26 protein-coding genes are annotated in these 23,340 nt (G+C 75.3%); 19 read left to right on the forward strand and 7 right to left on the reverse strand.

The window, feature by feature from the left end; translation table 11 throughout:
• Positions 1-16 precede the first annotated feature (16 nt).
• From Srubr_RS16250 to Srubr_RS16265, 4 genes are all read left to right on the forward strand, one after another.
• Positions 17-772: a (Fe-S)-binding protein gene (locus Srubr_RS16250; protein ID WP_189989096.1), complete on the forward strand. Its 756-nt coding sequence runs from the start codon at positions 17-19 to the stop codon at positions 770-772.
• Entirely contained in the window at positions 769-2,247 is a 1,479-nt protein-coding gene (locus tag Srubr_RS16255) for a lactate utilization protein B (protein ID WP_189989098.1), read from the forward strand. Before Srubr_RS16250 ends, Srubr_RS16255 begins: the two co-directional genes overlap by 4 nt.
• Positions 2,244-2,885, forward strand: a complete 642-nt coding sequence (locus Srubr_RS16260; RefSeq protein WP_189989099.1) for a LutC/YkgG family protein — start codon at positions 2,244-2,246, stop codon at positions 2,883-2,885. Before Srubr_RS16255 ends, Srubr_RS16260 begins: the two co-directional genes overlap by 4 nt.
• Before the next feature lie 75 nt (positions 2,886-2,960).
• Positions 2,961-4,115: a betaine/proline/choline family ABC transporter ATP-binding protein gene (locus Srubr_RS16265; protein WP_189989102.1), complete on the forward strand. Its 1,155-nt coding sequence runs from the start codon at positions 2,961-2,963 to the stop codon at positions 4,113-4,115.
• Positions 4,116-4,121: 6 nt separating this feature from the next.
• Here the strand turns inward: Srubr_RS16265 and Srubr_RS16270 are convergent, their stop codons facing one another.
• From Srubr_RS16270 to Srubr_RS16280, 3 genes are read right to left on the reverse strand one after another with little or no spacing between them, the layout of a single operon-like run.
• Positions 4,122-5,069 (reverse strand): ABC transporter substrate-binding protein, encoded by a 948-nt coding sequence (locus Srubr_RS16270; protein ID WP_189989104.1) that lies wholly within the window; start codon positions 5,067-5,069, stop codon positions 4,122-4,124.
• On the reverse strand, positions 5,066-5,740 hold the full coding sequence (locus Srubr_RS16275) for an ABC transporter permease (RefSeq protein WP_189989107.1): 675 nt from the start codon (positions 5,738-5,740) through the stop codon (positions 5,066-5,068). Before Srubr_RS16275 ends, Srubr_RS16270 begins: the two co-directional genes overlap by 4 nt.
• On the reverse strand, positions 5,737-6,417 hold the full coding sequence (locus tag Srubr_RS16280; protein WP_189989109.1) for an ABC transporter permease: 681 nt from the start codon (positions 6,415-6,417) through the stop codon (positions 5,737-5,739). The genes Srubr_RS16275 and Srubr_RS16280 overlap by 4 nt, the downstream gene beginning before the upstream one ends.
• A gap of 298 nt (positions 6,418-6,715) precedes the next feature.
• Here Srubr_RS16280 and Srubr_RS16285 point away from each other — a divergent pair, with 298 nt between their 5' ends.
• From Srubr_RS16285 to Srubr_RS16325, 9 genes are all read left to right on the forward strand, one after another.
• Positions 6,716-7,573 (forward strand): AAA family ATPase, encoded by an 858-nt coding sequence (locus Srubr_RS16285; protein ID WP_189989111.1) that lies wholly within the window; start codon positions 6,716-6,718, stop codon positions 7,571-7,573.
• Complete coding sequence (locus tag Srubr_RS16290) at positions 7,570-8,931, forward strand: vWA domain-containing protein (RefSeq protein ID WP_189989113.1); 1,362 nt, start codon at positions 7,570-7,572, stop codon at positions 8,929-8,931. Before Srubr_RS16285 ends, Srubr_RS16290 begins: the two co-directional genes overlap by 4 nt.
• A 109-nt stretch (positions 8,932-9,040) precedes the next feature.
• The gene (locus Srubr_RS16295) at positions 9,041-10,018 is read left to right on the forward strand and encodes a D-cysteine desulfhydrase family protein (protein ID WP_189989116.1); all 978 of its coding nucleotides are present in this window, start codon (positions 9,041-9,043) and stop codon (positions 10,016-10,018) included.
• A 122-nt stretch (positions 10,019-10,140) separates the two neighbouring features.
• On the forward strand, positions 10,141-10,707 hold the full coding sequence (locus Srubr_RS16300; RefSeq protein ID WP_189989117.1) for a GNAT family N-acetyltransferase: 567 nt from the start codon (positions 10,141-10,143) through the stop codon (positions 10,705-10,707).
• A gap of 212 nt (positions 10,708-10,919) precedes the next feature.
• Positions 10,920-11,477 (forward strand): hypothetical protein, encoded by a 558-nt coding sequence (locus Srubr_RS16305; protein WP_189989119.1) that lies wholly within the window; start codon positions 10,920-10,922, stop codon positions 11,475-11,477.
• A gap of 67 nt (positions 11,478-11,544) precedes the next feature.
• Positions 11,545-12,219: an RNA polymerase sigma factor gene (locus Srubr_RS16310; protein ID WP_189989121.1), complete on the forward strand. Its 675-nt coding sequence runs from the start codon at positions 11,545-11,547 to the stop codon at positions 12,217-12,219.
• Positions 12,216-12,578 (forward strand): hypothetical protein, encoded by a 363-nt coding sequence (locus Srubr_RS16315; protein ID WP_189989123.1) that lies wholly within the window; start codon positions 12,216-12,218, stop codon positions 12,576-12,578. The genes Srubr_RS16310 and Srubr_RS16315 overlap by 4 nt, the downstream gene beginning before the upstream one ends.
• A 105-nt stretch (positions 12,579-12,683) precedes the next feature.
• Positions 12,684-13,193 (forward strand): SigE family RNA polymerase sigma factor, encoded by a 510-nt coding sequence (locus tag Srubr_RS16320; RefSeq protein WP_189989125.1) that lies wholly within the window; start codon positions 12,684-12,686, stop codon positions 13,191-13,193.
• Positions 13,190-13,975: a hypothetical protein gene (locus Srubr_RS16325; RefSeq protein WP_189989127.1), complete on the forward strand. Its 786-nt coding sequence runs from the start codon at positions 13,190-13,192 to the stop codon at positions 13,973-13,975. The genes Srubr_RS16320 and Srubr_RS16325 overlap by 4 nt, the downstream gene beginning before the upstream one ends.
• 28 nt (positions 13,976-14,003) lie before the next feature.
• Here the strand turns inward: Srubr_RS16325 and Srubr_RS16330 are convergent, their stop codons facing one another.
• Positions 14,004-14,435, reverse strand: coding sequence for a MarR family winged helix-turn-helix transcriptional regulator (locus tag Srubr_RS16330; RefSeq protein ID WP_189989129.1), 432 nt, complete (start codon positions 14,433-14,435; stop codon positions 14,004-14,006).
• 233 nt (positions 14,436-14,668) lie between these two features.
• Here Srubr_RS16330 and Srubr_RS16335 point away from each other — a divergent pair, with 233 nt between their 5' ends.
• From Srubr_RS16335 to Srubr_RS16345, 3 genes are all read left to right on the forward strand, one after another.
• Entirely contained in the window at positions 14,669-16,069 is a 1,401-nt protein-coding gene (locus tag Srubr_RS16335) for a DHA2 family efflux MFS transporter permease subunit (protein ID WP_203855079.1), read from the forward strand.
• 308 nt (positions 16,070-16,377) lie between these two features.
• Positions 16,378-17,592, forward strand: a complete 1,215-nt coding sequence (locus Srubr_RS16340) for a cytochrome P450 (protein WP_189989134.1) — start codon at positions 16,378-16,380, stop codon at positions 17,590-17,592.
• 104 nt (positions 17,593-17,696) lie between these two features.
• On the forward strand, positions 17,697-18,638 hold the full coding sequence (locus Srubr_RS16345) for an RNA polymerase sigma-70 factor (protein ID WP_189989136.1): 942 nt from the start codon (positions 17,697-17,699) through the stop codon (positions 18,636-18,638).
• A gap of 103 nt (positions 18,639-18,741) precedes the next feature.
• On the opposite strand, the gene Srubr_RS16350 is transcribed toward Srubr_RS16345, so the two are convergent.
• Positions 18,742-19,446 (reverse strand): chaplin, encoded by a 705-nt coding sequence (locus tag Srubr_RS16350; protein WP_189989138.1) that lies wholly within the window; start codon positions 19,444-19,446, stop codon positions 18,742-18,744.
• Between the two features lie 276 nt (positions 19,447-19,722).
• On the opposite strand from Srubr_RS16350, the gene Srubr_RS16355 reads away from it, so the two are divergent.
• Entirely contained in the window at positions 19,723-20,283 is a 561-nt protein-coding gene (locus Srubr_RS16355) for a DUF2243 domain-containing protein (protein ID WP_189989140.1), read from the forward strand.
• Complete coding sequence (locus Srubr_RS16360) at positions 20,283-21,110, forward strand: cytochrome c oxidase assembly protein (protein WP_189989142.1); 828 nt, start codon at positions 20,283-20,285, stop codon at positions 21,108-21,110. The genes Srubr_RS16355 and Srubr_RS16360 overlap by 1 nt, the downstream gene beginning before the upstream one ends.
• Before the next feature lie 90 nt (positions 21,111-21,200).
• On the opposite strand, the gene Srubr_RS16365 is transcribed toward Srubr_RS16360, so the two are convergent.
• Positions 21,201-22,130, reverse strand: coding sequence for a M56 family metallopeptidase (locus Srubr_RS16365; protein ID WP_189989143.1), 930 nt, complete (start codon positions 22,128-22,130; stop codon positions 21,201-21,203).
• 6 nt (positions 22,131-22,136) lie between these two features.
• On the reverse strand, positions 22,137-22,544 hold the full coding sequence (locus tag Srubr_RS16370) for a BlaI/MecI/CopY family transcriptional regulator (RefSeq protein WP_189989145.1): 408 nt from the start codon (positions 22,542-22,544) through the stop codon (positions 22,137-22,139).
• Between the two features lie 147 nt (positions 22,545-22,691).
• On the opposite strand from Srubr_RS16370, the gene Srubr_RS16375 reads away from it, so the two are divergent.
• Positions 22,692-23,333, forward strand: coding sequence for a peptide deformylase (locus tag Srubr_RS16375; protein ID WP_189989148.1), 642 nt, complete (start codon positions 22,692-22,694; stop codon positions 23,331-23,333).
• Positions 23,334-23,340: the final 7 nt, after the last annotated feature.

Below are 23,340 nucleotides of genomic sequence, written 5' to 3' on the forward strand. Positions count from 1 at the left end.
GACACCGAGGAGCCCGATGCGTGTCGCCCTGTTCCTGACCTGTGTCAACGACACGCTGTATCCGGACACCGGCCGGGCCGTGGTGAAGCTGCTGACCAGACTGGGTGTCGACGTCGACTTCCCGATGGACCAGACCTGCTGCGGGCAGGCGCACTACAACACCGGCTACCGGCACGAGGCCGAGCCGCTGGCCTGGCACTTCTCCGATGTCTTCCGCGACTACGAGGCGATCGTGACCCCGTCCGGGTCGTGCGGGGCGATGGTGCGGGAGCTGTATCCGCGGCTGGGCGAGCGGGCCCGGGCCGAGGGGCGCGGGGACGGGCTCGCCCGGGCGCTGGCGCCGGTGGTGCCGAAGACGTACGAGCTGACGGAGTTTCTGGTGGACGTGCTCGGGGTGACGGACGTGGGCGCCTACTACCCGCACAGGGTCACCTACCACCCGACCTGTCACGGGCTGCGCGGACTCGGGCTCGGGGACCGGCCGCGCCGACTGCTGGAGGCGGTGAAGGGGCTGGAGCTGGCCGAGCTGCCGGGGGCCGCGGAGTGCTGCGGGTTCGGCGGCACATTCGCGGTGAAGAACGCCGCGGTGTCGGCGGCGATGGGCGTGGACAAGGTGCGCGACGCGGAGTCGACGGGCGCCGAGGTGCTGTGCGCGGCCGACAACTCCTGCCTCATGCACATCGGCGGCACGATGAGCCGGCTGGGCAGCGGCATGCGGCCGGTACACCTCGCGGAGATCCTGGCGAGCACGGAGGAGGAACCGGCGCTGTGAGCGGCACGTTCGTCGGCATGCCCGCGTTTCCGGAGGCCGCGCGGGAGGCCGTCCGCAACCCCACCCTGCGCGGCAACCTGCGCCACGCCACCCACACCATCCGCGCCAAACGGGCCCGTGCCGTCGGCGAGTTGGCCGACTGGGCGGAACTGCGCGAGGCGGGCCGCCGGATCAAGGACCACACCCTGCGCCATCTCGACCGGTACCTGGAGCAGTTGGAGGAGTCGGTCACCGCGGCCGGCGGTACGGTGCACTGGGCGGCCGACGCCGCGGAGGCCAACCGGATCGTCACCGAACTGGTCAGGGCCACCGGCGAGTCGGAGGTCGTCAAGGTCAAGTCGATGGCCACGCAGGAGATCGAGCTGAACGAGGCCCTCGCGGCGGCGGGCATCCGCGCCTACGAGACCGATCTCGCCGAGCTGATCGTGCAGTTGGGCAAGGACCGCCCCTCGCACATCCTCGTCCCCGCCATCCACCGCAACCGGGGCGAGATCCGGGACATCTTCGCGCACGAGATGGGCGAGTGGGGCCGGCCGGCGCCCGAGGACCTGACGGACACGCCCGCCGACCTCGCCGAGGCGGCCCGGCTGCACCTGCGGGAGAAGTTCCTGCGGGCGAAGGTCGGCATCTCCGGCGCCAACTTCATGGTCGCCGAGACCGGCACCCTCGTGGTCGTCGAGTCCGAGGGCAACGGCCGGATGTGCCTGACCCTGCCCGAGACACTGATCTCGGTCGTCGGCATCGAGAAGACCGTGCCCACCTGGCGGGACCTGGAGGTCTTCCTGCAGACCCTGCCCCGCTCCTCGACCGCCGAGCGCATGAACCCGTACACCAGCATGTGGACCGGCACCACGGACGAGGACGGCCCGCGCGCCTTCCACCTGGTGCTGCTCGACAACGGCCGCACCGACACCCTCGCCGACACCGTGGGCCGCCAGGCGCTGCGCTGCATCCGCTGCTCGGCCTGCCTGAACGTGTGCCCGGTGTACGAGCGGGCGGGCGGGCACGCCTACGGCTCGGTCTACCCGGGCCCCATCGGCGCCATCCTCAGCCCCCAGCTGCGGGGCACGGGCAGCGAGATCGACGCCTCCCTGCCGTACGCCTCGTCGCTGTGCGGGGCCTGCTACGAGGTGTGCCCGGTCGCCATCGACATCCCCGAGGTGCTGGTGCACCTGAGGGAGCGGGTGGTGGAAGGCGGCCCGGCCGTGCGCCGGGGCAACAAGGTGCTGCTGAAACCGGCGAAGGGGCACGCGGCCGAGCGGGCGGCGATGCGGGCGGCACGCTGGGCGTTCGCCCACCCCGGCGCCCTGCGCGCGGGCCAGCGGCTGGCCTCCCGGACGCGCCGGCTGCATCCGCGCACCCTGCCGGGTCCTGGCCGGGCGTGGAGCGGCGCGCGGGATCTGCCTGCCGTGCCCCCGGAGCCCTTCCGGGACTGGTGGCAGCGCACCCGCGGCGGGAAGGACGGCGACAGGTGAACAGCAGGGAGCGGATTCTGGGGCGGGTGCGGCGGGCCCTCGCGGACGTCACCCCGGACCAGCGGCCGTACGAGGAGGCCGTGCCCCGGGACTACCTGCGCGCGCACGGGGAGCGCACCGTCGCGGAGACGGTGGAGCTGCTGGCGGAGAACCTGGCGGACTACCGGGCGATCGTGCACCGCACGGACGCGGAGGAACTGCCGACGGTTGTCATGCGGCTGCTCGCCGAGCGCGGTTCCCGGGAGGTGCTGGTGCCGCCGGGGCTGCCGCCCGGGTGGCTGGCCGAGGCCGATCCTGTGCGGGTCCACGACCGGGCGGCACTCACCGCCGCGCGGCTGGACCGGGTGGACAGCGTGGTGACCGGCTGTGCCGTGGCGATCGCGGAGACCGGCACCCTCGTGCTCGACGGCTCCCCGGACCAGGGCCGGCGCCGCGTGTCGCTGATCCCGGACCACCACATCTGTGTCGTCCGCGTCCCGGACCAGGTCGTCTCCTCCGTCCCGCAGGCCCTCGAACGCCTCGACCCGGCGCGCCCCTTGACCTGGATCTCGGGTCCGTCGGCCACCAGCGACATCGAACTGGACCGGGTGGAGGGCGTGCACGGCCCCCGCACGCTGGAGGTGATCCTGCTCGGATGACCCCTCGGCGGGCGCGGTCCGCCGGTCGGGGCACGGCGGGATGAGGGGCCGGGCCGGCTGCCGTAGCGTGGGGGAATGATCCGGTTCGAGCAGGTCACCAAGCGGTATCCGGACGGTACGACGGCCGTGGACGGCCTCTCCTTCGAGGTCGCCGAGGGCGAACTGGTGACGCTCGTCGGGCCGTCCGGGTGCGGCAAGACGACGACCATGATGATGGTGAACCGGCTCATCGAACCGACCTCCGGCCGGATCCTCGTCGACGGCCGGGACATCGCCGGCGTCGACCCGGTGCGGCTGCGCCGCCGCATCGGGTACGTCATCCAGCAGGTGGGCCTCTTCCCGCACCGCACCGTCCTGGACAACACCGCGACCGTGCCCGCGCTGCTCGGCTGGAAGCGGGCGCGGGCCCGGGCCCGGGCGGCCGAGCTGCTGGACCTGGTGGGCCTGGACCCGAAGACGTACGGGCCGCGCTATCCCCACCAGCTGTCCGGCGGGCAGCGGCAGCGGGTCGGGGTGGCCCGCGCGCTGGCCGCCGATCCGCCGGTGCTGCTGATGGACGAGCCGTTCGGCGCGGTCGACCCGGTGGTGCGCGAGCAGTTGCAGGACGAGTTCCTGCGCATGCAGGCCGAGGTGCGCAAGACGGTGCTGCTGGTCACGCACGACATCGAGGAGGCCGTCCGGCTCGGTGACCGCATCGCCGTGTACGGGCAGGGCCGCATCGAGCAGTTCGACACGCCCGGCGCGGTCCTCGGGGCGCCCGCCACGCCGTACGTCGCCTCCTTCGTGGGCGCCGACCGGGGGCTGAAGCGGTTGTCGGTCACCGCGATCGAGCCGGACGACCTGGAGCAGCCGCCGGTGGCCCGCCCGGACGAGTCCGCCGCGCGGGCCCGGCAGCGGCTGCTCGGTCAGGGCGCCCGGTGGGCGGTGGTCCTGGACGCGGACGGTGACCTGCACGGCTGGGTCGGCGTCGGGGAACTGGCGGCGGGCGGCACGGTCGGGGACCGGGCCCACCGGATGACCGCCTGGGTGCCGGTCGGGGCGCCGCTGAAGCAGGCGTTCGGGGTGATGCTCCAGCACGACGCCGGGTGGGTGGCCGTGCTGGACGGGGCGCGGTTCCTCGGCGTGCTGACCCCGGCGAAGCTGCACGAGGCGCTGCGCCGCTCGGTGGACGCGGACGCGCGCGGGGTGACGCGGGGGCAGGTGCCGTTCGACTCGGTGGCGGACGCCTGAGGCGGCCTACCCGGTCAGCCCCTTGTCCTCCAGATAGGCGCGGGCCACGTCGGCGGGCAGCCGGCGCGCGGAGTCGACCTGCCGGTTCAGGGCGGCGAGGTCGGCGGTGGTGAGCACGTCGCCCAGCCGGCCCAGGGCCTTCGCCGCCCGGGGGCCGCCGGCGCGGGCACGGTTGACGACCGGGACGACGTGGTCGGCGTTCTGCAGCCGCTTGTCGTCGGCGAGCAGGACCAGGCCGAAGGAGTCGAGGGTGGCGTCGGTGGTGGTGGTCAGCACCATCTGGTCCCGGCCCTGCTGCACGGCCCGTTTCGCCTGGGTGGTGCCGACGCCCTTGGGGTCGATTGCGGTGATGTCGATGCCGTACACCTTCCGCAGGCCCGGGGCGCAGTACGGCCGCCGTACGCACTCGTCGCCCGCCGCGAGCCGTACCGGAAGTTTCCTGGCGCCGAGGTCGCTGAGGGTCTTCAGGCGGTGCCGGCGGGCGTAGCCGGCGCTCACCGCGAAGGCGTTCTGGTCGACGGCCCGGCCCGGCGCGAGGACGGTCAGGCCCCGGGGGGCGGCGAGGGCGCGCAGGGCCTTCATCGTGGCGCCGAGGTCCGGCGAGCCGACGGGTTTCGCGTCGGCGCCGTGCGTCTTGGCGTTCAGCCAGTCGGCGAAGGTGGCCGCGTACTCGGGTACGACGTCGATCCGGCCGGACTCCAGGGCCGGTTCGTACAGTTCCCGGTTGGCGACCGTGAGGACGGAGGTCCGGTATCCGGCGTCGCCCAGCAGCCGGGCGTACAGCTGGGCGAGCAGGTCGCTCTCGGTGAAACCGGCCGAGCCGATGGTCAGCCGGCGGCTGTCACCGGGCGCGGCGGTGACCTGGCCGCGGTCCTCCAGCGCGGGGCCGGCGGCACAGGCGGCGAGGAGGAACAGGGCGAGGAGGGCCAGGCCGGGTGTCCTGGGGTTTGTCATGGCCGGCCGCCCCTCGCCCGGGCCGGCGCCAGTCGCTCGGCGAGTTCGAAGACGGCCTCCACGGCGAGGGCGAGGGCGGCGACGAGGAACGCGCCCGCGACCACCTGGGGCGTGCTGGCCAGGTTGAACCCGGCCGTGATGATGCGGCCGAGGCCGCCGCCGCCCGCGAGCGCGGCGATGGTGGCGGTGGCCACGAGCTGGACCGCGGCGATCCGGACCCCGTTCAGCAGGAGGGGGAGCGCGAGGGGCAGTTCCACGTGGAACAGCAGCTGGCGGCCGGTCATCCCCATGCCCCGGGCGGCCTGTACGACACCGCGGTCGACCTCGCGCATGCCGACGTAGGCGTTGGTGAGCAGCGGTGGTACGGCGAACAGCACCAGGGCGACCACGGTGGGGCCGTCGTCCCAGCGGCCGACGGGGGTGAGCAGCAGCAGGACCAGGACGGCGAAGGTGGGCACGGCCCGGCCCGCGTTGGAGAGGTTCACGGCGAGCGCGCCGCCCTTGCCGAGGTGGCCGAGGACCAGCGCGACGGGCAGGGCGAGCGCACAGCTCAGCAGCAGGCAGACGGCGGTGAGCAGCAGGTGCTGGAGCAGCCGGTGCCGGATGCCGTCCTCGCCCGGCCAGTGCGCGGGGTCGGTGAGCCAGTCCCAGGCGGCGGCGAGGGTGCTCATGCGCGGGCCGTCCTGGTCCAGGGGGTGACCAGCCGCTGCACGCCCAGCAGGAGCAGGTCGGCGGCGACGGCGATCAGCACGCACAGCACGGACGCGGTGAGCACCTGGGCCTTGAAGTAGCTGTTCATGCCCGCGTAGATGAGGTTGCCGAGGCCGCCGTAGCCGACGATCGCGCCGACCGTGGCCAGGGAGACCGCCGAGACGGTGGCGATGCGCAGGCCCGCCATCGCGGCGGGCAGGGCGAGCGGCAGCTCCACGGCGAGGAGCAGGCGGACGGGTCCGTAGCCGAGGCCGCGCGCGGCCTGCCGGGTCTCCTCCGGGACGGCGCGCAGGCCCGCGAGGATGTTCCGTACGAGCACGGTGAGCGAGTACAGCGCCAGCCCGGCGACGACGAGGGCGGCGGACAGGCCGTACAGGGGCAGCAGGAGGGAGTACATGGCCAGCGACGGGATGGTGTACAGGATCGTCGTCACGGCCAGCACCGGGCCGGCCGCCCAGCCCCAGCGCCGGGCCAGCACCGCGAGCGGCACCGCGACGACCAGGCCGAGCAGCACCGACAGGGAGGTCAGCTGGAGATGCTGGACGACCGCGTCGAGCAGGATCTGCCGACGGGTGCTCAGGTAGATCCCACAGATCCACTCGTTGCGCGTCAGGCAGTCGTCGGGGAGCGGTGCCACGGGTCCATTGCAGCGGGCGGGGGCGGGCAAAGGCGCGTTGGGGTGGGCTGGATGGGGGTCTGGGCCCTTGCTGAGCGGGGGTGTGGCCGTCGCTGGGCAGGGGTGCGGGCCCGTGCTGGACGGGGCTCGCGGTGCTCGCCGGACACGGCTGATCGGCGCGGACCGTGGCGCTCACCGGGCGTGGCCGGCCGGAGGGAACCGTGGCGCGGGAACTGAACAAGCGCTTAGATAGAAGCCGGAACGTTCCCCTGGGGCCCGCTCCAGGACCGCACTGCTCCCGACCCGCCGGAGGCCCCCGTTGTTCACGTCCGTCGACGACGTCTCCGTCCGCCTCGCCGAGGCCGGTTACCTCGCCTCGCCCGCCGTCGCCACCACCGTGTTCCTCGCCGCCCGGCTGGGCAAGCCGCTGCTGGTGGAGGGACCCGCCGGGGTCGGCAAGACCGAGCTGGCCAAGGCCGTCGCCCAGGTGGCCGGCGCCCGGCTGGTACGGCTCCAGTGCTACGAGGGCGTGGACGAGTCCCGGGCGCTGTACGAGTGGAACCACGCCAAGCAGCTGCTGCGCATCAGCGCGGGCCGCGACGAGAGCTGGGACGAGACCCGTACCGACATCTTCAGCGAGGAGTTCCTGCTCCCCCGCCCGCTGCTGACCGCCATCCGCGGTGACGAGCCGACGGTGCTGCTCATCGACGAGACCGACAAGGCCGACGTCGAGATGGAGGGACTGCTGCTGGAGGTGCTCAGCGACTTCCAGATCACGGTCCCCGAACTGGGCACGGTCACCGCCACCCGCCGCCCCTTCGTCGTCCTCACCTCCAACGCCGGCCGGGAACTGTCCGAGGCGCTGCGCCGCCGCTGCCTGTTCCTGCACATCGGGTTCCCGGAGGAGGAACTGGAGCGGCGGATCGTACGGTTGAAGGTGCCGGGCCTCGGGGACGCGCTGACCGAGTCGGTGGTGCGGGTGGCCGGGGCGCTGCGCGCGATGGACCTGCGCAAGGCGCCGTCCGTCGCCGAGACCGTCGACTGGGCGCGCACCCTGCTGGCCCTCGGCGCCGGCACCCTGGACGAGGGCGTCGTACGGGACACCCTCGGGGTGATCCTCAAGCACCAGGACGACATCCAGAAGGCGGCGGCCAAGCTGGACCTGGACGCGCTGTGACCGCCGTCGCCGACCGGATCACCGGCCTGGTCGGGGCGCTGCGCGCGCACGGGGTGCGGATCGGCACCGGGGAGACCGTGGACGCGGCGCGGGCGGTGGCGGCGCTGGGCCTCGCGGACCGGGAGCTGCTGCGCGAGGGCCTGGCCGCGACCCTGCTGCACGGTCCGGGCCAACGGGCCCTGTTCGACTCGGTCTTCGACCTGTACTTCCCGCGCGGCGTCGGCGCTCCGCGGAGCGCTTCCGGGGACCGGGACGACCTGCGCGACCGGCTCGTCGGGGCGCTGGCCGCCGACGACCGGGCGCTGCTCGCCCGGTTGGCGGCCGAGGCGGTCGACGGGCTGGGCGGGTACGGGAGTTCACCCGGCTCGGACGGCTGGTCGGCGTACCAGACCCTGGAACGGCTGCGGCCGCAGACCCTGTTGGCCCGGGTACGGGCCGGAATGCGGGACCCGGGCGGAAGCGGCGCGGGCGGGGCTGACTTCGCGGACCGGCTGCTGGACGACGAGATCCGGCGCCGCATCGAGGAGTTCCGGCGGATGGTCGGGACGGAGGCGCGGCGCCGGGTGGCGGAGCGGCGCGGACGCGACGAGATCGCCCGGCGGGGCGTCAGCCCGACCGCCGACCGGGTCGACTTCCTGTACGCCGGCCGGGACCAGCTCGCCGAACTGCGCCGGACCGTCCAGCCGCTCGCGCGCAAGCTGGCCACCCGGCTGGCCGCGCGCCGCCGCCGGGCCGCGCGCGGCACGATCGACCTGCGCCGCACCCTGCGCACCTCGCTGTCCACGGGCGGGGTGCCGATGCGGCCGGTACTGCGCCGGCGCCGACCGGTCCGCCCCGAACTGGTGCTGCTGTGCGATGTGTCCGGCTCGGTGTCCGGGTTCTCCGACTTCACCATGCTCCTCGTCCAGGCGCTGCACGAGGAGTTCACCAAGGTGCGCGTGTTCGCCTTCGTCAACCGGCTGGACGAGGTCACCGGCCTGCTCGGCCACGGCCGAGCCGACCCGGACGGGCTCGGCGCCCGCATCCGCGCCGAGGCCACGCTCACCGGCTGGCACGGCGGCAGCGACTACGGCATGGCACTGGGCGAGTTCGCCGAACGGTACGGCGGCGCGGTCGGCCCGCGTACGACGGTGTTCGTCCTCGGTGACGCCCGGACGAACATGAGCGACCCGAACCTCGCCGCCGTACGGGACATCGCCCGCCGGGCCCGGCGCGTCCACTGGCTGAACCCCGAGCCGCGCGACCTCTGGGGCACCGGCGACTCGGCGGCGCCCGCGTACGCCGGCCTGGTGGAGATGCACGAGTGCCGCACGGCCCGGCAACTCGGCGCGCTGACAGCCCGGTTGCTGCCGGTGTGAGGCGGACCCGGGGCGCGTCCGCCGGCGTGGGTGACGGCCGGCCGCCCACCGTGATCGACTGGGCGCGGCGGCACCCCCGCCCGCCGAACACCGAACCGAGGACACCGCGATGAGCCAGCACCCGCCCGTGCCGCTGGGCACCTTCCCCACCCCCGTCGAACCGGCGCCCCGGCTCGCCACCGCGCTTGGACTCGGGCCGGACGACCTGTGGGTGAAGCGGGACGACCTGACCGGACTCGGCGGCGGCGGGAACAAGGTCCGCAAACTGCAGTGGACTCTCGGCGCGGCCCTCGCCGAGGGCGCGGACACCCTCGTGACGACCGGTGCCCCGCAGAGCAACCACGCCCGGCTGACCGCCGCCGCGGGCGCCCGGCTGGGGCTGGACGTGGTCCTCGTCCTGCGCGGCTCCCCGGGCGGCTCGCACTCCGGAAACCTCGCCCTGGACGGGCTGTTCGGAGCACGGATCGCCTGGGCCGGCGAGGCGGACCGGGCCGGGCTGGACGCGGCGGCCGACGAGGTCCGCGCGCGGCTGCGGGCCGCCGGCGCCCGTCCGGCGCTGATCCCGTTCGGCGGCTCCAGCACCCTGTCGGCCAGGGGCTACGCGGACTGCGGGGCGGAACTGCGCGAACAGGTGCCCCGGCTGCGCACGGTGGTGGTCGCGCTCGGCTCGGGCGGCACCATGGCGGGGCTGGTCGCGGCCCTGGGCAGCGACTCGGTGCTCGGTGTCGACGTGGGCGCGCTGGCCGAACCGGCCGCCGCGGTGGCGGAGTTCGCCGCGCCGCTCACGGACGAGGAGGTCGCACCGGAGGGGCTGCGGGTGCGCCGGGACCAGGTGGGCGCCGGGTACGCGGCCCTGACCGGCCCGGTGACGCAGGCGCTCCGGCTCGCCGCCCGCACCGAGGGCCTGGTCCTGGACCCGACCTACACGGGCCGGGCCCTGGCCGGCCTCCACGCGGCCGTGCGGGACGGTGACATCCGCCCGGGCGAGAAGACGGTCTTCCTGCACACCGGCGGCCTGCCGGGCCTCTTCGGCCATCCGGCGGCGCTGACCTTCGCGGAGGAGGGCGCGGCGGCCTTCGAGGCGTGACCGCCAACAGGGGCCGGACGGTGGCCGGAGCCCCCTGAAACACCAGGTCGGGCGCCGGCCATAGGCTGGCCACCGAATGCCCACCGGATACCCCCTGTCCTCCGACGACCCGAAGGTGACCCATGTTCGCGCTCTCTCTCGGTGACGACGGCGCCGAGCTGTGCCCGCTCCAGCCCTGGCAGGCCGAGGAGTTCCTCGCCCATGTGGACCGGGGCCGGGAGTTCATCGGCCGGTTCAACGGACTGCCGGACGCGGTCACGGACCCGGAGTCCAGCCGGGCGTTCCTGGAGGCGTACGCCCGCAAGGAGGCGGCCGACGCGGGACTGATCCGGGCGATCCGCCTCGACGGCACCCTGGTGGGCGCGGTGATCCTGCGCCGGCTGGACGTCCCGCAGGGCACGGCGGAGGCGGGCTGCTGGCTGGAGCCGGACGCGGTGGGCCGGGGTCTGGTGACCCGGGCGGCGCGGCACCTGATCGACTGGGCGATCCGGGAGCGTGGCGTGCACCGGGTGGAGTGGTGGGTGTCGGCCGGCAACGCGCCCAGCATCGCCGTCGCCCGCCGGCTCGGCATGCGCAAGGAGGCGGTCCTGCGGCAGAGCCACCTCCACCGGGGCGAGCGGCACGACGAGGAGATCTGGGCGGTGCTGGCCCCCGAGTGGACGGCCGGCCCTGCGGCTGACGCTGCCTGACGGCGGTCCGCCGGACGCGGGTCACGTCCGGGGGCCGGCAGCGCGCTGAAGCCGCTGGGCCGAGACGCCCGGACCTGCCTGCGCCGGCGGCGCGGGAACGTGGCGGAGAAAATTCGTCGGCCGGGACCTGCAACCTCGTCCGGGGCCGGACGTCTGTCGGGGTGGAGGCCTCCACTTCGACAGACGTCCGACCCGAGCGACCGAAGGAACACATGTCCGCACACCGTGCCCCACGCCAGCACCGTACGCACCGGCTGCGCGCCGCCCTGGGGGTCTCCGCCGTAGGCGCCGCCCTGACCGTCGCCGGCGCCATGACCGCGCAGGCGGCCCAGGACAGCGGGCCCGCCAAGGCCGACCGCTCGTCCGCGGCCCCCACCCAGGCCCACCAGGCCACCGCCCCGGCCCCGGCCCCGGCGGACGACCAGGTATCCACCCCGGCTCCGGTACCGCCGGCCCACACGGCGACCCCGTCCCCGGCCCCAGCCCCGCCGACCCACACCGCCACCCCGGCCCCGGCCCCGGTCCCACCGACCCACACCGCCACCCCGGCCCCGGTGCCGTCGCCGGTCCGCACGGGAACCCCCGCCCCGGTACCGCCGACGGGTACGGCGACCCCCGCGCCGGCACCGGCCACGGCCGTCCCCTCCCCCGTCCCCGCTCCGGCCACGGCGACCCCGGCCCCGGCCCCGGAGGCGGACCGCCCGGTGCCCGTCCCGCACCACCACCGCCACGCCGCACCGGCGCCGGTTCCGGTTCCGCGGCAGCACTGAGGCAGGTCCGGTGCGGGGAGCCGTCGCGCGGCGGCTCCCCGCACCGGGACCAGGCACCGGGAGACCCATGACGACAGCGACACCACCGGCCACGGCCCTGCCCTGGGCACGCGCCGGCGCCCCGAAGCCCTCCGCGTCCTGGCCGCGGCGGCTCACCCACGTGCTCCGCGTCCGCGTCCTCGCCCGCACCCACGCGGGTACGACACCGGCCGCGCCCCGCACCGGTGCCCCGGCCGGCGCGGTCGCGGCCGGAACGCCGCCGGGCATCGAGGAGTTGTACCACCACCGCAGGCTGTCCCTGGTGCGCCTCGCGGTGCTGCTGGTGGACGATCTGCCCACGGCCGAGGACGTCGTCCAGGACGCGTTCACCGCGCTGTTCCGGCGGCACGGCCACCGGCTCGCCGCGCTGGACGACCCGGAGGCGTATCTGCGGACCAGCGTCGTCAACGGGGCCCGCTCGGTGCTGCGTCGCCGCAGGACCGTACGGGCGCACGTTCCCGCGCCCGAGGAGCACGCGCCCGCCCCGGAGGAGGACGTGCTGCTGCACGAGGACCACCGGGAGGTGCTGGCCGCGCTGCGCACGCTGACCCGGCGGCAGCGGGAGGTGCTGGTGCTGCGGTACTGGTCGCATCTGACCGAGGCCGAGATCGCGGCGACGCTCGGCCTGTCGCGCGGTGCCGTCAAGTCCACGGCCAGCAGGGCCCTGGACGCTCTGGGCCGGCGTCTGGAGGGGCTGCGATGAACGAGTACGGTACAGGGAGCGGGGCGGCGCCCGTCGAGGAGCGCCTGCGGGCCGCGCTGGCCGCGCGGGCGCACGCCGTCGGTCCGGCCGACCTGCGGCCCCTGTCACCGCCCGCCCCGCCGGTGCGGTCGCGGCGCACGCGGGCGCGCCGGATGGTGGTGGGCGCGATGGCCCTGGCCGCCGTCGCCGCGCTGGTGTTCCTCACGCTGGTGCTCTCCACGACGCACGACGGGCACCCGGCCCCGGCCCCTCCGGCCCGCTCACCGCACCCGCGGACCGGAACCCCGTCCCCGGCGCCCACCCCGGCCACCCCGAGCCCGGTCACGGCGACGCCCACCCCGCGGGCGGCACACCCCTGAGCGGGGCGTGCCCGTATCCGCCGCCCCGTGCCGCAACCTACCGTCCGGCCCAGCGCACTTGAGGGGTGAGACGGTCCGCGTCCGCGGGCCGGGAAGGGGGACGGGATGAAGCGCGGTGAGGACGCGCTGCACGATTTCGTCCGGGACAGACGCCTGGCGCTCTTCAGGAGCGCGTATCTGATCTGCGGCAACCGCGACGACGCGGAGGACCTGGTCCAGACGACGCTGGTCAAGGTGGTCCTCGGCTGGCGGCGGTGGCAGCGGCTGGACAACATCGAGGCGTACGCCCGCAAGACGCTGTACCACACCTTCATCGCCGGGCGGCGACGGTTCTGGCGGCGCGAGTACGCGTACGGGGAGCTGCCCGACCGGGCCGTGCCCGAGCCGGACGCGGAGACCGGGATGGCCGTACGGGCGGCCCTGGCCGGGCTCACGCCGAAGCAACGCGCCGTGCTGGTCCTGCGGTTCTGGGAGGACCAGAGCGTCGAGGCGACGGCCGCGGTGCTCGGCATGCGGGAGAACACGGTGAAGAGTCACACCGCTCGCGGCCTGGCCGTGCTGCGCGCCCGCATGGAGCGGGAGACCGAGAGGGAAAGGGAAGGGGAACGCGTATGAACGACGGCACGCACGAGGTGCGGGAGCTGCTGGGGCGGGCCGTCGAGGGGGTCACCGGTCCCTCCACCGACCCGGCCGCGGTCTTCGGCGCGGCGTCCCGGATCCGCCGCCGGCGCCGGGCGGTGGTCGGGGGGACGGGGCTGGCCCTGGTCGCCGCCGCCGTGATCGCCGGGCCGGGCCTGGCATCCGGCGGGACGGAACGGGCGGTGACGGCCACCGCCCCCACGCAGCTGACCGCCGGCACCGGACGGCAGGAGAAGCTCGCCGCGCTGTTGCCGTCCGGGGTCGGGAAGGTGGAGGAGGTCTCCTGGCCGGTGCTGATCAAGGGCGCCGACCCGGCGGCCGGCACCGATACCGGGACGGGGGGCCCGCTGGACGGCGAGTACGCCGTACGACGGGACGGCGGCGTCGGCTTCCTGCACATCAGTGTCCGCAGCGCGAAGGAGGTCGCCGGGAAGCATCCCGGCGGGGACCCGGCGGCCGACCTGTGCGCACCGGACGCCGACACCGGCGACCGCCGCGCCGACTGCGTACGGGAGGAGTTGCCCGACGGCCGGGTGCTGACGATCTGGCGGCAGCCGGCCCGGCACGACGAGGGCACCCCGGTGTGGGGGGAGGAACTCACCGGCCGCCTGCTGCTGCCCGACGGGCGGGCCCTGTCGGTGCGGGACAGTACCGGCTATGACGGTGACGGCCGGCTCGGTCCCCTGCTGAGCAGCCCGCCGCTGACCCGCGACCAGCTGCGCACGCTGATGCTGCGTCCGGTGCTGGTGGCCGGCTGACGGCGGCCCGGCGCCACCGGGAGGGCACTCACCCCGTGTTCTCCCGGATGCGGGCCAGCAGGGCCCGCAGCCGCTCGCGGTCGGCCGCGTCCAGCGTCGCCGTGGCCTCGGCGAGGGCGAGGCGGTCGGTCTCCTCCGCCTCGCGGTGGCAGCGCAGCCCGTCCTCGGTGAGGCGCAGCAGGAACGCGCGCCGGTCCGTGGGGTGGCGTACCCGCTCCACCAGGCCGTCGCGTTCCAGGCTGTCCACGATCGTGGTGGTGGTGCGGGCGGCGATCCCGGCCAGCTCGCCGAGGTCCCGCATCCGCAGTGGTTCCGGCGACCTGGCCAGCATGCGCAGGGCGCGCAGCCGGGCCACCGAGGCCCCCTTCTCCCGCAGCCGGGCCTCCACGAACTGCCGTAGCCGGTTGGTCGTCTCGTACAGCTCGTCGATGAGGATGTCGCTGCTGCCGTGCACTGCCATGGTGCCCAGTCTCTCCTGTCCCGCACGGCCGGGACCATCGAGCCCGGCCGTCGGCCCGGCCGGCCCGGTCCGCTTACTGCCCGTCAGGCCCCGTCCCGCATCGGGCACGCCGAAAGCCATGTACTGAGCAACAACATAGTGCGTATGCTCAGCATATGCGCCGTCGTCCCTCCGTGCCGTTCGCCCTGCCGTCGCTCAGTCAGCGTCTGGTCGTCCCCGTCATCTGCGTCAGCGTGACGTTCATCGCGATCGTCGACGGAGCGATCACCACCGTGGCCCTGCCCTCGATCGCCCGTCAGTTCCACCTGACGACCGCCGCGCTGGACGGCGTCGTCGTCGCCTACCCGGTCTGCCTGGCCATGGCCATCCCGGCCTCCGCCTGGCTGGTCGAGCGGTTCGGCGGCAAACGCGTGCTGCTGGCCGCCCTGGCCGGCTTCCTCGGCTCCTCGCTGCTGTGCGGGGCGGCGGCCGGGCTCGGTCAGCTCGTCGCCTATCGCGCGGTGCAGGGACTGTCGGCCGGCGTCCTCTTCCCGGCCTCCGCCGCGCTGCTGTTCGGCACCTTCACCCCCGCCGAACAAGTGCGCGTCTCCCGTTACATGATCATTCCGCAGCAGATCGCCCCGGCCGCGGCCCCCGTCCTGGGCGGGCTGCTGGTGGACCACCTGTCCTGGCGGTGGGTGTTCTACGTCAACCTGCCCGTGGGACTCCCGGCCGTGCTGTTCGGCGCGCTGTTCCTGGCCGGCGACCGCGGCGGCCGGCCCGGCCGGTTCGACGTGCCCGGCCTGCTGCTGAGCGCGGGGGCGCTGGGCACCGTGATGTTCGGCGTCTGCGAGGGACCCAACCGCGGCTGGTCCTCCCCCGCCGTCGTCGGCTGCCTGGTCCTGGGCGCGGTGCTGCTGGCCGCCGCCGTCGCCGTCGAGCTGCGCACGGCCCACCCCCTGCTGCGGCTGCGCCTGTTCACCGACCGGCTCTTCCGCGACACCAACCTGATCAACCTGGTCGGCCTGATACCCATCATGGGCGCCCTGTACCTGGGGCCCCTCTTCCTCCAGCAGGCGCAGGGCCGTACCGCGCTGGAGTCGGGCCTGACCACCTTCCCCGAGGCGTTCGGCGTCCTGCTGACCGTGCAGATCACCGGCGCGCTGTACGCCCGGGTCGGTCCGCGCCTGATCGTCGGCGTGGGACTGGCCGGGGTCAGCGCGACCCTGGTGCTGCTCGCCGGCTGCGACGCCGGCACCGGCCTGTGGACGGTCCGCTGCTACATGTTCCTGTTCGGCGCCGCGATCGGCTGCTTCTTCATCCCCACGACGGTCGCCTCGCTGGCCACCGTCGACCGGGCCGACCTGGCCCAGGCCACGATGCTGAACACCGTGGTGCGCCAGACCGGCGGCGCGCTCGCGCCGGCGGCGGTGACCACGGCCCTGGTCCTCGGCACCCCGTCGGGCGCCGCCGCGGCCCCGCCCGTCGCCGCGTACCAGCACGCCTTCCTCGCCCTCGCCGCGATCGCGGCGGCCACGGCGGTCTTCACCTTCACGATGCCCGACGGCCCCGCCCGCGCCGCCGCCCGCGGCGGCACCGCCGCGCCCGGCCGCTCCGCCCTGCTCCGGCGCCGACGGCACCGGGTCGACGCCTGAGCCCGCCGGGCCGACGCCCGCGACCCGACGCCCGCGACCCGACGCCCGCGACCCGACGCCGAGCCCGCGGGGCCGATGTCCGCGACCCGCCCGCGCCACCCGCGTCTGTCGTGCGAAGCCCGTCGACCTCCCGCATATTGGGGAAGTGACTCTCCCGGGGACGAGGCGACGCCTCGGAGCCGTACGAGCCACGAATGCCCGGCCGGCCGTACACCTGCCGGCCGTACTCCGGTCGGCGGCGCCCTCACCGGCAAACGCGCCCGGCCGCATGCGAGGAGCGCGCCCGGCGGCGCACAAAGGAGGCTGTGATGTCGTTCCAGGAACCGACAGTGCTCGAATGCCCCTTCGACTTCGCTGAGGCGCTGGACTTCGACCCGGAGCTGGACGCGCTGGCCCGGCGCGGCCCGGTCAGCCGGATCCGGCTCCCCTACGGCGAGGCCGAGGCGTGGCTCGTGACCAGCTTCGCCGGCGTGCGTCAGGTGACGTGCGACCCCCGGTTCAGCCGGGCGGCGATCGTCGGGCGCGACTACCCGAGGATGACGCCCGAGCCCATCGTGTCGCCGGAGTCCATCAACGTGACGGACCCGCCGCACGCCACCCGGCTGCGGCACGTGGCGGCCCAGGCGTTCACCCGGGACCGGGTGGCGGCCATGCGGCCGGCGGTGGACCGGGTGGTGGCCGGCCTGCTCACGGCGATGGCCGAGACGGGCCCGCCCGCCGACCTGGTGACCCATCTGTCGGTGCCGCTGCCGCACCTGACGATCTGCGAGCTGCTCGCCGTGCCCGAGGCCGACCGTGACGAGCTGCGGGACCGCACCATGCGGCTGCTGGCCACCTCCGCCGACGCCCGGCAGACCGCGGCCGAGGCCAAGGCGTCCCTGCGGGCGTACTTCGCCGGGCTGGTCCCGGAGCGGCGGCGGGCGCCGGGCGAGGACCTGCTCAGCACGCTGGCCACGGCCCCGGTGCCGGAGGGCGAGGAGCCGCTGAGCGACGACGAGCTTGCGGTGCTGGCCGTGACGCTCATCCTCAGCGGCAACGACACCGCGACCTGCCAGATCAGCGACATCGCCTACGTGCTGCTGACCCATCCCGAGCAGCGTGCCGCGCTCGCCCGCGACCCCGGCCGGTTCCCCGGCGCGCTGGAGGAGCTGCTGCGGTTCATCCCGTTCCGCAAGGGCGTGGGCATCCCCCGGATCGCCCTGGAGGACGCGGAGGTCGAGGGCACCCTCATCAGCGCCGGCGACTACGTCCACGTGTCGTACCTGGCGGCCAACCGGGACCCGGCCGTCTTCCCCGACCCGCACCGGCTGGACCTGGAGCGACCGGTGCGCCCGCACATGACGTTCGGCTGGGGCGGACACCACTGCCTGGCGGCGCCGCTCGCCCGGGCGGAGCTGGACAGCGCGGTCACCGGCCTGCTGACCCGCTTCCCCACGCTGCGGCTCGCCGTGGCCCCCGAGGACATCGAGTGGGACACCGGCACCATCCGCCGCTTCCCGGTGCGGCTGCCGGTCACCTGGTGAGGCCCCGCTCGCCCCTGTGAGGCACGTCACCGGCCGCGGATGTCACACGGCGGCGCCCGCCGGCATCTCGTGGGTGTGACGAGGGCGGACCGGCGGGAGCGGACATGAGCGGGCGCAGCACGGGAGTGGGTACGGGTACGGGCACGGGCACCGCGGAACCCCGGGTGCCGGGCGTGGACTTGGCCACCCGGGCGTTCGTCGCCCACCGCAACCTGCTGTTCACCGTCGCCTACGAGATGCTCGGCTCGGCCGCCGACGCCGAGGACGTCCTCCAGGAGACCTGGCTGCGCTGGGCGGACGTCGACCCGGGGACCGTGCGCAACCCGCGGGCGTACCTGGTCCGGATCGCCACCCGCCAGGCGCTGGCCCGGCTGCGGACGCTCGCCCGGCGCAAGGAGTCCTACGTCGGTCCCTGGCTGCCCGAGCCGCTGCTGACCGCGCCCGACGTGGCGGAGGACGCCGAACTGGCCGACAGCGTCTCGATGGCGATGCTGCTGGTGCTGGAGACGCTCACCCCCACCGAACGGGCGGTGTTCGTGCTCCGCGAGGTGTTCGCGGTGGAGTACGACGAGATAGCCGGGGCCGTCGGCAAGAGCCCGGCCGCGGTCCGTCAGATCACCCACCGGGCCCGCGCCCATGTCGCCGCCCGCCGGCCGCGCGGAACGGTCTCCGCCGCCGAGACGCACGCCGCGCTGGAGGCGTTCCGGCGCGCCGTCGACACCGGCGACCTGCGGGGGCTGCTCGACATCCTGGCGCCGGACGTCGTCTTCCTGGGCGACGGCGGTGGAATCGTCCGGGCCGCGCCGGAGCCGGTCGTGGGCGCCGAGCGGGTCGCCCCGCTGGCCGCCGGGTTGCGCAGGTTCGGCGCGGCGGCGCTGCGCCCGGCCCTGGTCAACGGCTGCCCGGCACTGGTCCTCCGGCTCGACGGCAAGGTGGACACCGTGCTCGCCCTGCGCATCGCCGACGGCCGTGTCACCGGCCTGTACGCCGTGCGCAACCCCGAGAAGCTGTCCCGGATGGACCAGGAGGTCGTCCTGCGCCGCTGAGCCCGCACCGGCCGCGGTCGTGCGGCCGGCCCCGCCGGGGCGGATCCGGCGTGGCGGGCAGCGGGAGGCCGCCCCCTCCCGGAGTCGGAGGGGGCGGCCGGGGTCAGCGCCCGGTCCCCGGCCGGAAGCGCCGGTAGAGCACGGTCCCGCCCGCCAGCGACGCCAGGCTCGCGGCGGCGGCCGTCCAGGTGCCGTCCGTTCCGGTGCGGGCCAGGGTGCCGGGCGTGCGCTGCCGTACGACGCTGGACGCCGGGTGCGGCGCCGGGCGGGTGGGGGTCGCGGGGTGCGACGGCTCGTGCGGCTCGTGGCGCGGCGGCGGGGTGTGCCGCACGGGCGGTGTGGGCCGCTCGGGGGTGTCGGGACGGGTGCCGGAGGTGTTCACGGACTGGTTCCCGAAGACGGGGTTGCCGATCCCCACCACGTCCACGGTGTTGCCGCTGACGTTCACCGGCAGGTCGACCGGGAGCTGGAGGCCGTTGCCGGAGATCACCCCGGGCGAGCCCTGCTCCTTGCCCACGGCGGTGGCCCCGCCCGAGGTCGCGGCGCCCTCCTTGCCCCCGGTCCGGTCACCCTGGTTGGCGCAGCGGTTGCCCATGGCGGGGTTCAGCAGCCCCACCACGTTCACGGTGTTCCCGCACGCGTTCACCGGAACGTGTACCGGCAACTGGATGCCGTTGCCGGAGATCAGCCCGGGCGAGCCGCCCGCGTGACCGCCCGCGGCGGAGTCGGCGTGCGCCGGCCCGGCCACTGCCATCGCGCCCGAGGCGGCGGCGACGGCGATGACACTGTTTCGGGTAACCCGTTTCATCGGTTCCCTGTCCTTCCAGATACGGTCGCGGGCACTTGCCCGCACCCGGTGAAACGCGGCTGAAAGCGTGCAAGTTATGGCTTATCAATCTTTCGCCGGGTACCGGATACGGACGCGCGCGCCCCGCGGGCGTCCCCGGGCCGTCGGAAGTCGGCCGTCCCGCAGGGCCGCGCAGATGGCCGAGCCTGCGGCAGCGGTGGCGTCCGGGAACTGGTAGCTGTCGTGAGGGCACCTCAGCCGGAACCGATCCACTCGAATCGACCGAGACGAGGAGCGATGGCAACGACCGTACGCGACACCAGGAGCGACACCGCGCCCGCCAGTCTGCGCCTGCCCGGCATCCTGCTGGGCGTGGGGCTCGGCGGATTCGTCGACGGCATCCTGCTGCACCAGCTCCTTCAGTGGCACCACATGCTGACCAGCACCGACCACGACCGCATCGGGGTGAAGTACTACGACCCGAAGAGCGTCTCCGGGCTGGAGATGAACACCGTGTGGGACGGCGTCTTCCACACCGTGTGCTGGCTGGCCGTCCTGTCCGGGCTCGCCGTGCTGTACGCGCGGGTGACCACCGGCCGGCGCCGGGTGTGGACCTCGCGGGTGCTGTGGGGCTGGATCCTGGCCGGCTGGGGCCTGTTCAACCTGGTGGAGGGTCTGCTGGACCACCAGATCCTGGGCATCCACCATGTGCGCGGCGGGGCGTACCAGGTGTGGTGGGACGTGGCCTTCCTGGTCCTCGGGGCGCTGCTGGTCGCGGGCGGGCTGCTGCTGAAGCGGGGCGGCCGGTCCTTCGACCCGGCGGCTCCGGGCGCCGTCCGTGCGGGACGCCTCGCCTGATGGGCCACCACCACACCTCCGACCCGGCGGCCGGTGGCGCGCCGGGTGCCGTCCTGCCGGTCCTGGCCCTGCTGGTGTGCGCGGGCGGCTATCTGCTGCTGGTCCTCCGGGCGCGCCGGCGGAATCCGGCGCGGGCCTGGAGTCCCTGGCGCACCGTCGCGTTCTGCGCCGGTGTGGTGCTGCTGGCGGTGGCGCTGCTGCCGCCGGTGGCGCCCCTCGCACACCGGGACTTCCGCGGTCATATGGTCCAGCACCTGCTCATCGGGATGTACGCCCCGCTCGCGCTGGTGCTCGGCGCCCCGGTCACCCTGGTGCTGCGCGCGGTTTCCGCGCCCCGCGCGCGCCGGCTGACCGCGGTGCTGCACAGCGCTCCGGCGCGGCTGCTGACCCGTCCGCCGGTGGCCGTGCTGCTGTCGGCCGGCAGTCTCCCGGTGCTGTACTTCACCCCGCTGTACGACACCGCCATGGCCCACCCGGCCGGGCACTGGCTGACGCACGCCCACTTCCTGCTGTCGGGGTGCCTGTTGGCGCACGCCGTCGCCGGTCCCGACCCCGCTCCGGCCCGGCCCGGCGTGCCCGCCCGGCTGGTCTGGCTGGGCTGCGCGATCGCCGTGCACGCGGTCGCGGCGCAACTGATGTACGGCGGCTTCGGCGTGGCCGTCCACGCGCCCGCGTCCGAGGTCCGGGGCGGCGCGGAGATCATGTACTACGGCGGTGACATCGCCGAACTGCTGCTGGCGGCGGCGCTGGTCGCCACCTGGCGCCCCGGGCGGCGCCCGTTCGCGCGGCCCGCCCCGCTCAGGCCCCGGGCGCGACCGTCCGGGTGACCGCCCGGCGGCTCCTGCCGGCCGCCGGGTACGCCCAAGGCCCCGGCCCCAACCTCAGTCCATGCCGTGCGGGCCATGGACGCCTCCGGTTCACAAAGGGGTGGCCGCGCGCAGGATCAGCACCAGGGTGACGGCCGAGTTCGCCGACGACATGGCGGAGGCCAGCGCCCCGGCGGCGGCGCCCCAGGCGGCCAGGCCGACCGCGGTGAACGCCGACGGCCAGGTGCGGGCCGCCGGTGCGGGCGCGAGCAGCGCGGCCACCCGGCGCGGCACGGGCCCGGTCGCGGCGAGCGCGGCCAGGGTGGGCGCCGGGGTGCGCGGCGACAGCAGGGCCGCCTTGCCGATGGCCCGGGCCACCGTGCGCCGGTCGCCCACCGCGCGGGCCGCCTCCTCGTCCGCCCACCGCTCGGCCGTGTAGACGACGGCGGTGCGCAGCGGGCGCAGGAACGGGTTGGCGCGGGCGGCCAGGTGCGCGGCGAGCAGATGACGGTGGTGGCGGGCGGTCAGGTGGGCGCGTTCGTGCGCGAACAGGGCGCGCCGCTCGGCCGGGGCGAGTCCGTCCAGCAGGGCGGTGCTGACCACGATCCGGCCCCGGCCGCCGGGCAGCGCGTACGCGTACGGCGTGCTGTCGGGCAGGACGGCCACCGTGGGGCCCGGCACTGCGGCCAGGGCCCGGCGGGCGCGGCGGGTGACCCGGCGGTGCCGCCACAGGGTGCGGGCGCAGGCGGCGGCGACCACGGCGAGCGCCGGTATCGCGGCCCGGCCGGCCACCTCGTCGTGCGGGACGGCGGCCCGCACCTCGGGGTCGGACCAGCCGTCGGGCAGCGGGTTGCCGGGCAGTTGCGCGGTGCCGACCACCATGAGCAGGGCCAGGCACAGCGTGCTGCACACGGCCATGACCACGGCGACCGCGGTCAGCAGCCGGGTGGCGGTGCGCGGGTGCAGCCGGTTCTCGGCGAGCCGGGCGACCGGCCACGCGGACAGCGGCAGCACCAGCGGCAGGAAGACGAAGACCCCCATCGGCGCTCAGTCCTCCGGGCGGCCGGCGTCCGGGGCCGGGATGTCGAGCAGGGCCCGCAGCACCTGTTCGTCGCCGGGCGGCAGGGCGGTGACGAAGCTGGCCAGGACCGCCTCGCGGTCCCGCTCGCCGTCCAGCAGGCGGCGCATGCGCAGGGCGGCGAGCCGGGCGACGTCGGCCGTCGGCGTCCACACGAAGGACCGGCCGTGCCGTTCGCGGGAGACGACGTCCTTGGCGAGCAGCCGGGTCAGGATGGTGACGACGGTGGTGTAGGCGAGGTCGCCGCCGAGGCGCTGCTGCACCCAGGCGGCGCTGACCGGCCCGTCCGCCTCGCGCAGCGCGCCGAGCACCTGGCCTTCCAGCTCGCCCTGGCCGCGCCGCCGGGCCCGGCCGTCCTGCCCGTCCTGCCCTGTCATCTCTCCGGTCCCCTCCCCCGTCTGCACCGCTCTGTCACCGACCCGTCCCACGCTACTTCACGCCACTGACAGTGCCCCCGGCCGCGCGGCCCGCGCCGATGCCCGGGGGTGCCGCCGGGTGCGGGGCGGGCGTGGCATGCTGACGCGATGGCACCCCGTGATGACACACCGCTCGCCGAGCGGGTCGAGGAACTCCTCGCCGCCGGCGGTCCCTTGCCCATCGTCGCGGCCGGCCGGCCGGTGCTGCGGCGCGGCACCGAGCCGTACGACGGTCAGCTCGGCCCCGCGCTGCTGGTCCGGTTCGTCGAGGCGCTGCGCGCCACCATGCACGCGGCGCCCGGTGTGGGACTGGCCGCCCCGCAGGTCGGCATCCCGCTCCGGATCGCGGTCATCGAGGACCCGGCGCCGGTGCCGCCGGAGGTGGCGGCGGCCCGGGGCCGGGTCCCCCAGCCGTTCCGGGTGCTGGTCAACCCGGTGTACGAGCCGGTGGGCACCGCCCGGGCCGCGTTCTTCGAGGGCTGTCTGAGCGTGCCGGGCTGGCAGGCGGTGGTGGCCCGGCACGCCGAGGTGCGGCTGCGCGGCGAGGACGAACGGGGCCGCCCGCTGGACGAGGTGTTCACCGGCTGGCCGGCCCGGATCGTCCAGCACGAGACGGACCACCTCGACGGCACGCTGTACCTGGACCGCGCGGAGCCGCGCTCGCTGTCGACGAACGAGGCGGTGGCGTCCCTGTGGGCCCACCCGACGCCGCACGCGGCAGCCGAGGCCCTGGGGTTCCGACTGCCGTAGCGGCGCG

Origin of the sequence: Streptomyces rubradiris (genome assembly GCF_016860525.1) — a bacterium.
Taxonomy (GTDB): Bacteria; Actinomycetota; Actinomycetes; order Streptomycetales; family Streptomycetaceae; genus Streptomyces; species Streptomyces rubradiris.

Coding starts and splice junctions, on each gene's coding strand:
- Srubr_RS16295 (WP_189989116.1), top strand. CDS start 9,041: ATGAGCCAGCACCCGCCCGTGCCGCTGGGCACCTTCCCCACCCCCGTC.
- Srubr_RS16325 (WP_189989127.1), top strand. CDS start 13,190: ATGAACGACGGCACGCACGAGGTGCGGGAGCTGCTGGGGCGGGCCGTC.
- Srubr_RS16265 (WP_189989102.1), top strand. CDS start 2,961: ATGATCCGGTTCGAGCAGGTCACCAAGCGGTATCCGGACGGTACGACG.
- Srubr_RS16270 (WP_189989104.1), bottom strand. CDS start 5,069: ATGACAAACCCCAGGACACCCGGCCTGGCCCTCCTCGCCCTGTTCCTC.
- Srubr_RS16250 (WP_189989096.1), top strand. CDS start 17: ATGCGTGTCGCCCTGTTCCTGACCTGTGTCAACGACACGCTGTATCCG.
- Srubr_RS16365 (WP_189989143.1), bottom strand. CDS start 22,130: ATGGGGGTCTTCGTCTTCCTGCCGCTGGTGCTGCCGCTGTCCGCGTGG.
- Srubr_RS16300 (WP_189989117.1), top strand. CDS start 10,141: ATGTTCGCGCTCTCTCTCGGTGACGACGGCGCCGAGCTGTGCCCGCTC.
- Srubr_RS16340 (WP_189989134.1), top strand. CDS start 16,378: ATGTCGTTCCAGGAACCGACAGTGCTCGAATGCCCCTTCGACTTCGCT.
- Srubr_RS16315 (WP_189989123.1), top strand. CDS start 12,216: ATGAACGAGTACGGTACAGGGAGCGGGGCGGCGCCCGTCGAGGAGCGC.
- Srubr_RS16345 (WP_189989136.1), top strand. CDS start 17,697: ATGAGCGGGCGCAGCACGGGAGTGGGTACGGGTACGGGCACGGGCACC.
- Srubr_RS16350 (WP_189989138.1), bottom strand. CDS start 19,446: ATGAAACGGGTTACCCGAAACAGTGTCATCGCCGTCGCCGCCGCCTCG.
- Srubr_RS16330 (WP_189989129.1), bottom strand. CDS start 14,435: ATGGCAGTGCACGGCAGCAGCGACATCCTCATCGACGAGCTGTACGAG.
- Srubr_RS16275 (WP_189989107.1), bottom strand. CDS start 5,740: ATGAGCACCCTCGCCGCCGCCTGGGACTGGCTCACCGACCCCGCGCAC.
- Srubr_RS16370 (WP_189989145.1), bottom strand. CDS start 22,544: ATGACAGGGCAGGACGGGCAGGACGGCCGGGCCCGGCGGCGCGGCCAG.
- Srubr_RS16305 (WP_189989119.1), top strand. CDS start 10,920: ATGTCCGCACACCGTGCCCCACGCCAGCACCGTACGCACCGGCTGCGC.
- Srubr_RS16310 (WP_189989121.1), top strand. CDS start 11,545: ATGACGACAGCGACACCACCGGCCACGGCCCTGCCCTGGGCACGCGCC.
- Srubr_RS16355 (WP_189989140.1), top strand. CDS start 19,723: ATGGCAACGACCGTACGCGACACCAGGAGCGACACCGCGCCCGCCAGT.
- Srubr_RS16320 (WP_189989125.1), top strand. CDS start 12,684: ATGAAGCGCGGTGAGGACGCGCTGCACGATTTCGTCCGGGACAGACGC.
- Srubr_RS16375 (WP_189989148.1), top strand. CDS start 22,692: ATGGCACCCCGTGATGACACACCGCTCGCCGAGCGGGTCGAGGAACTC.
- Srubr_RS16360 (WP_189989142.1), top strand. CDS start 20,283: ATGGGCCACCACCACACCTCCGACCCGGCGGCCGGTGGCGCGCCGGGT.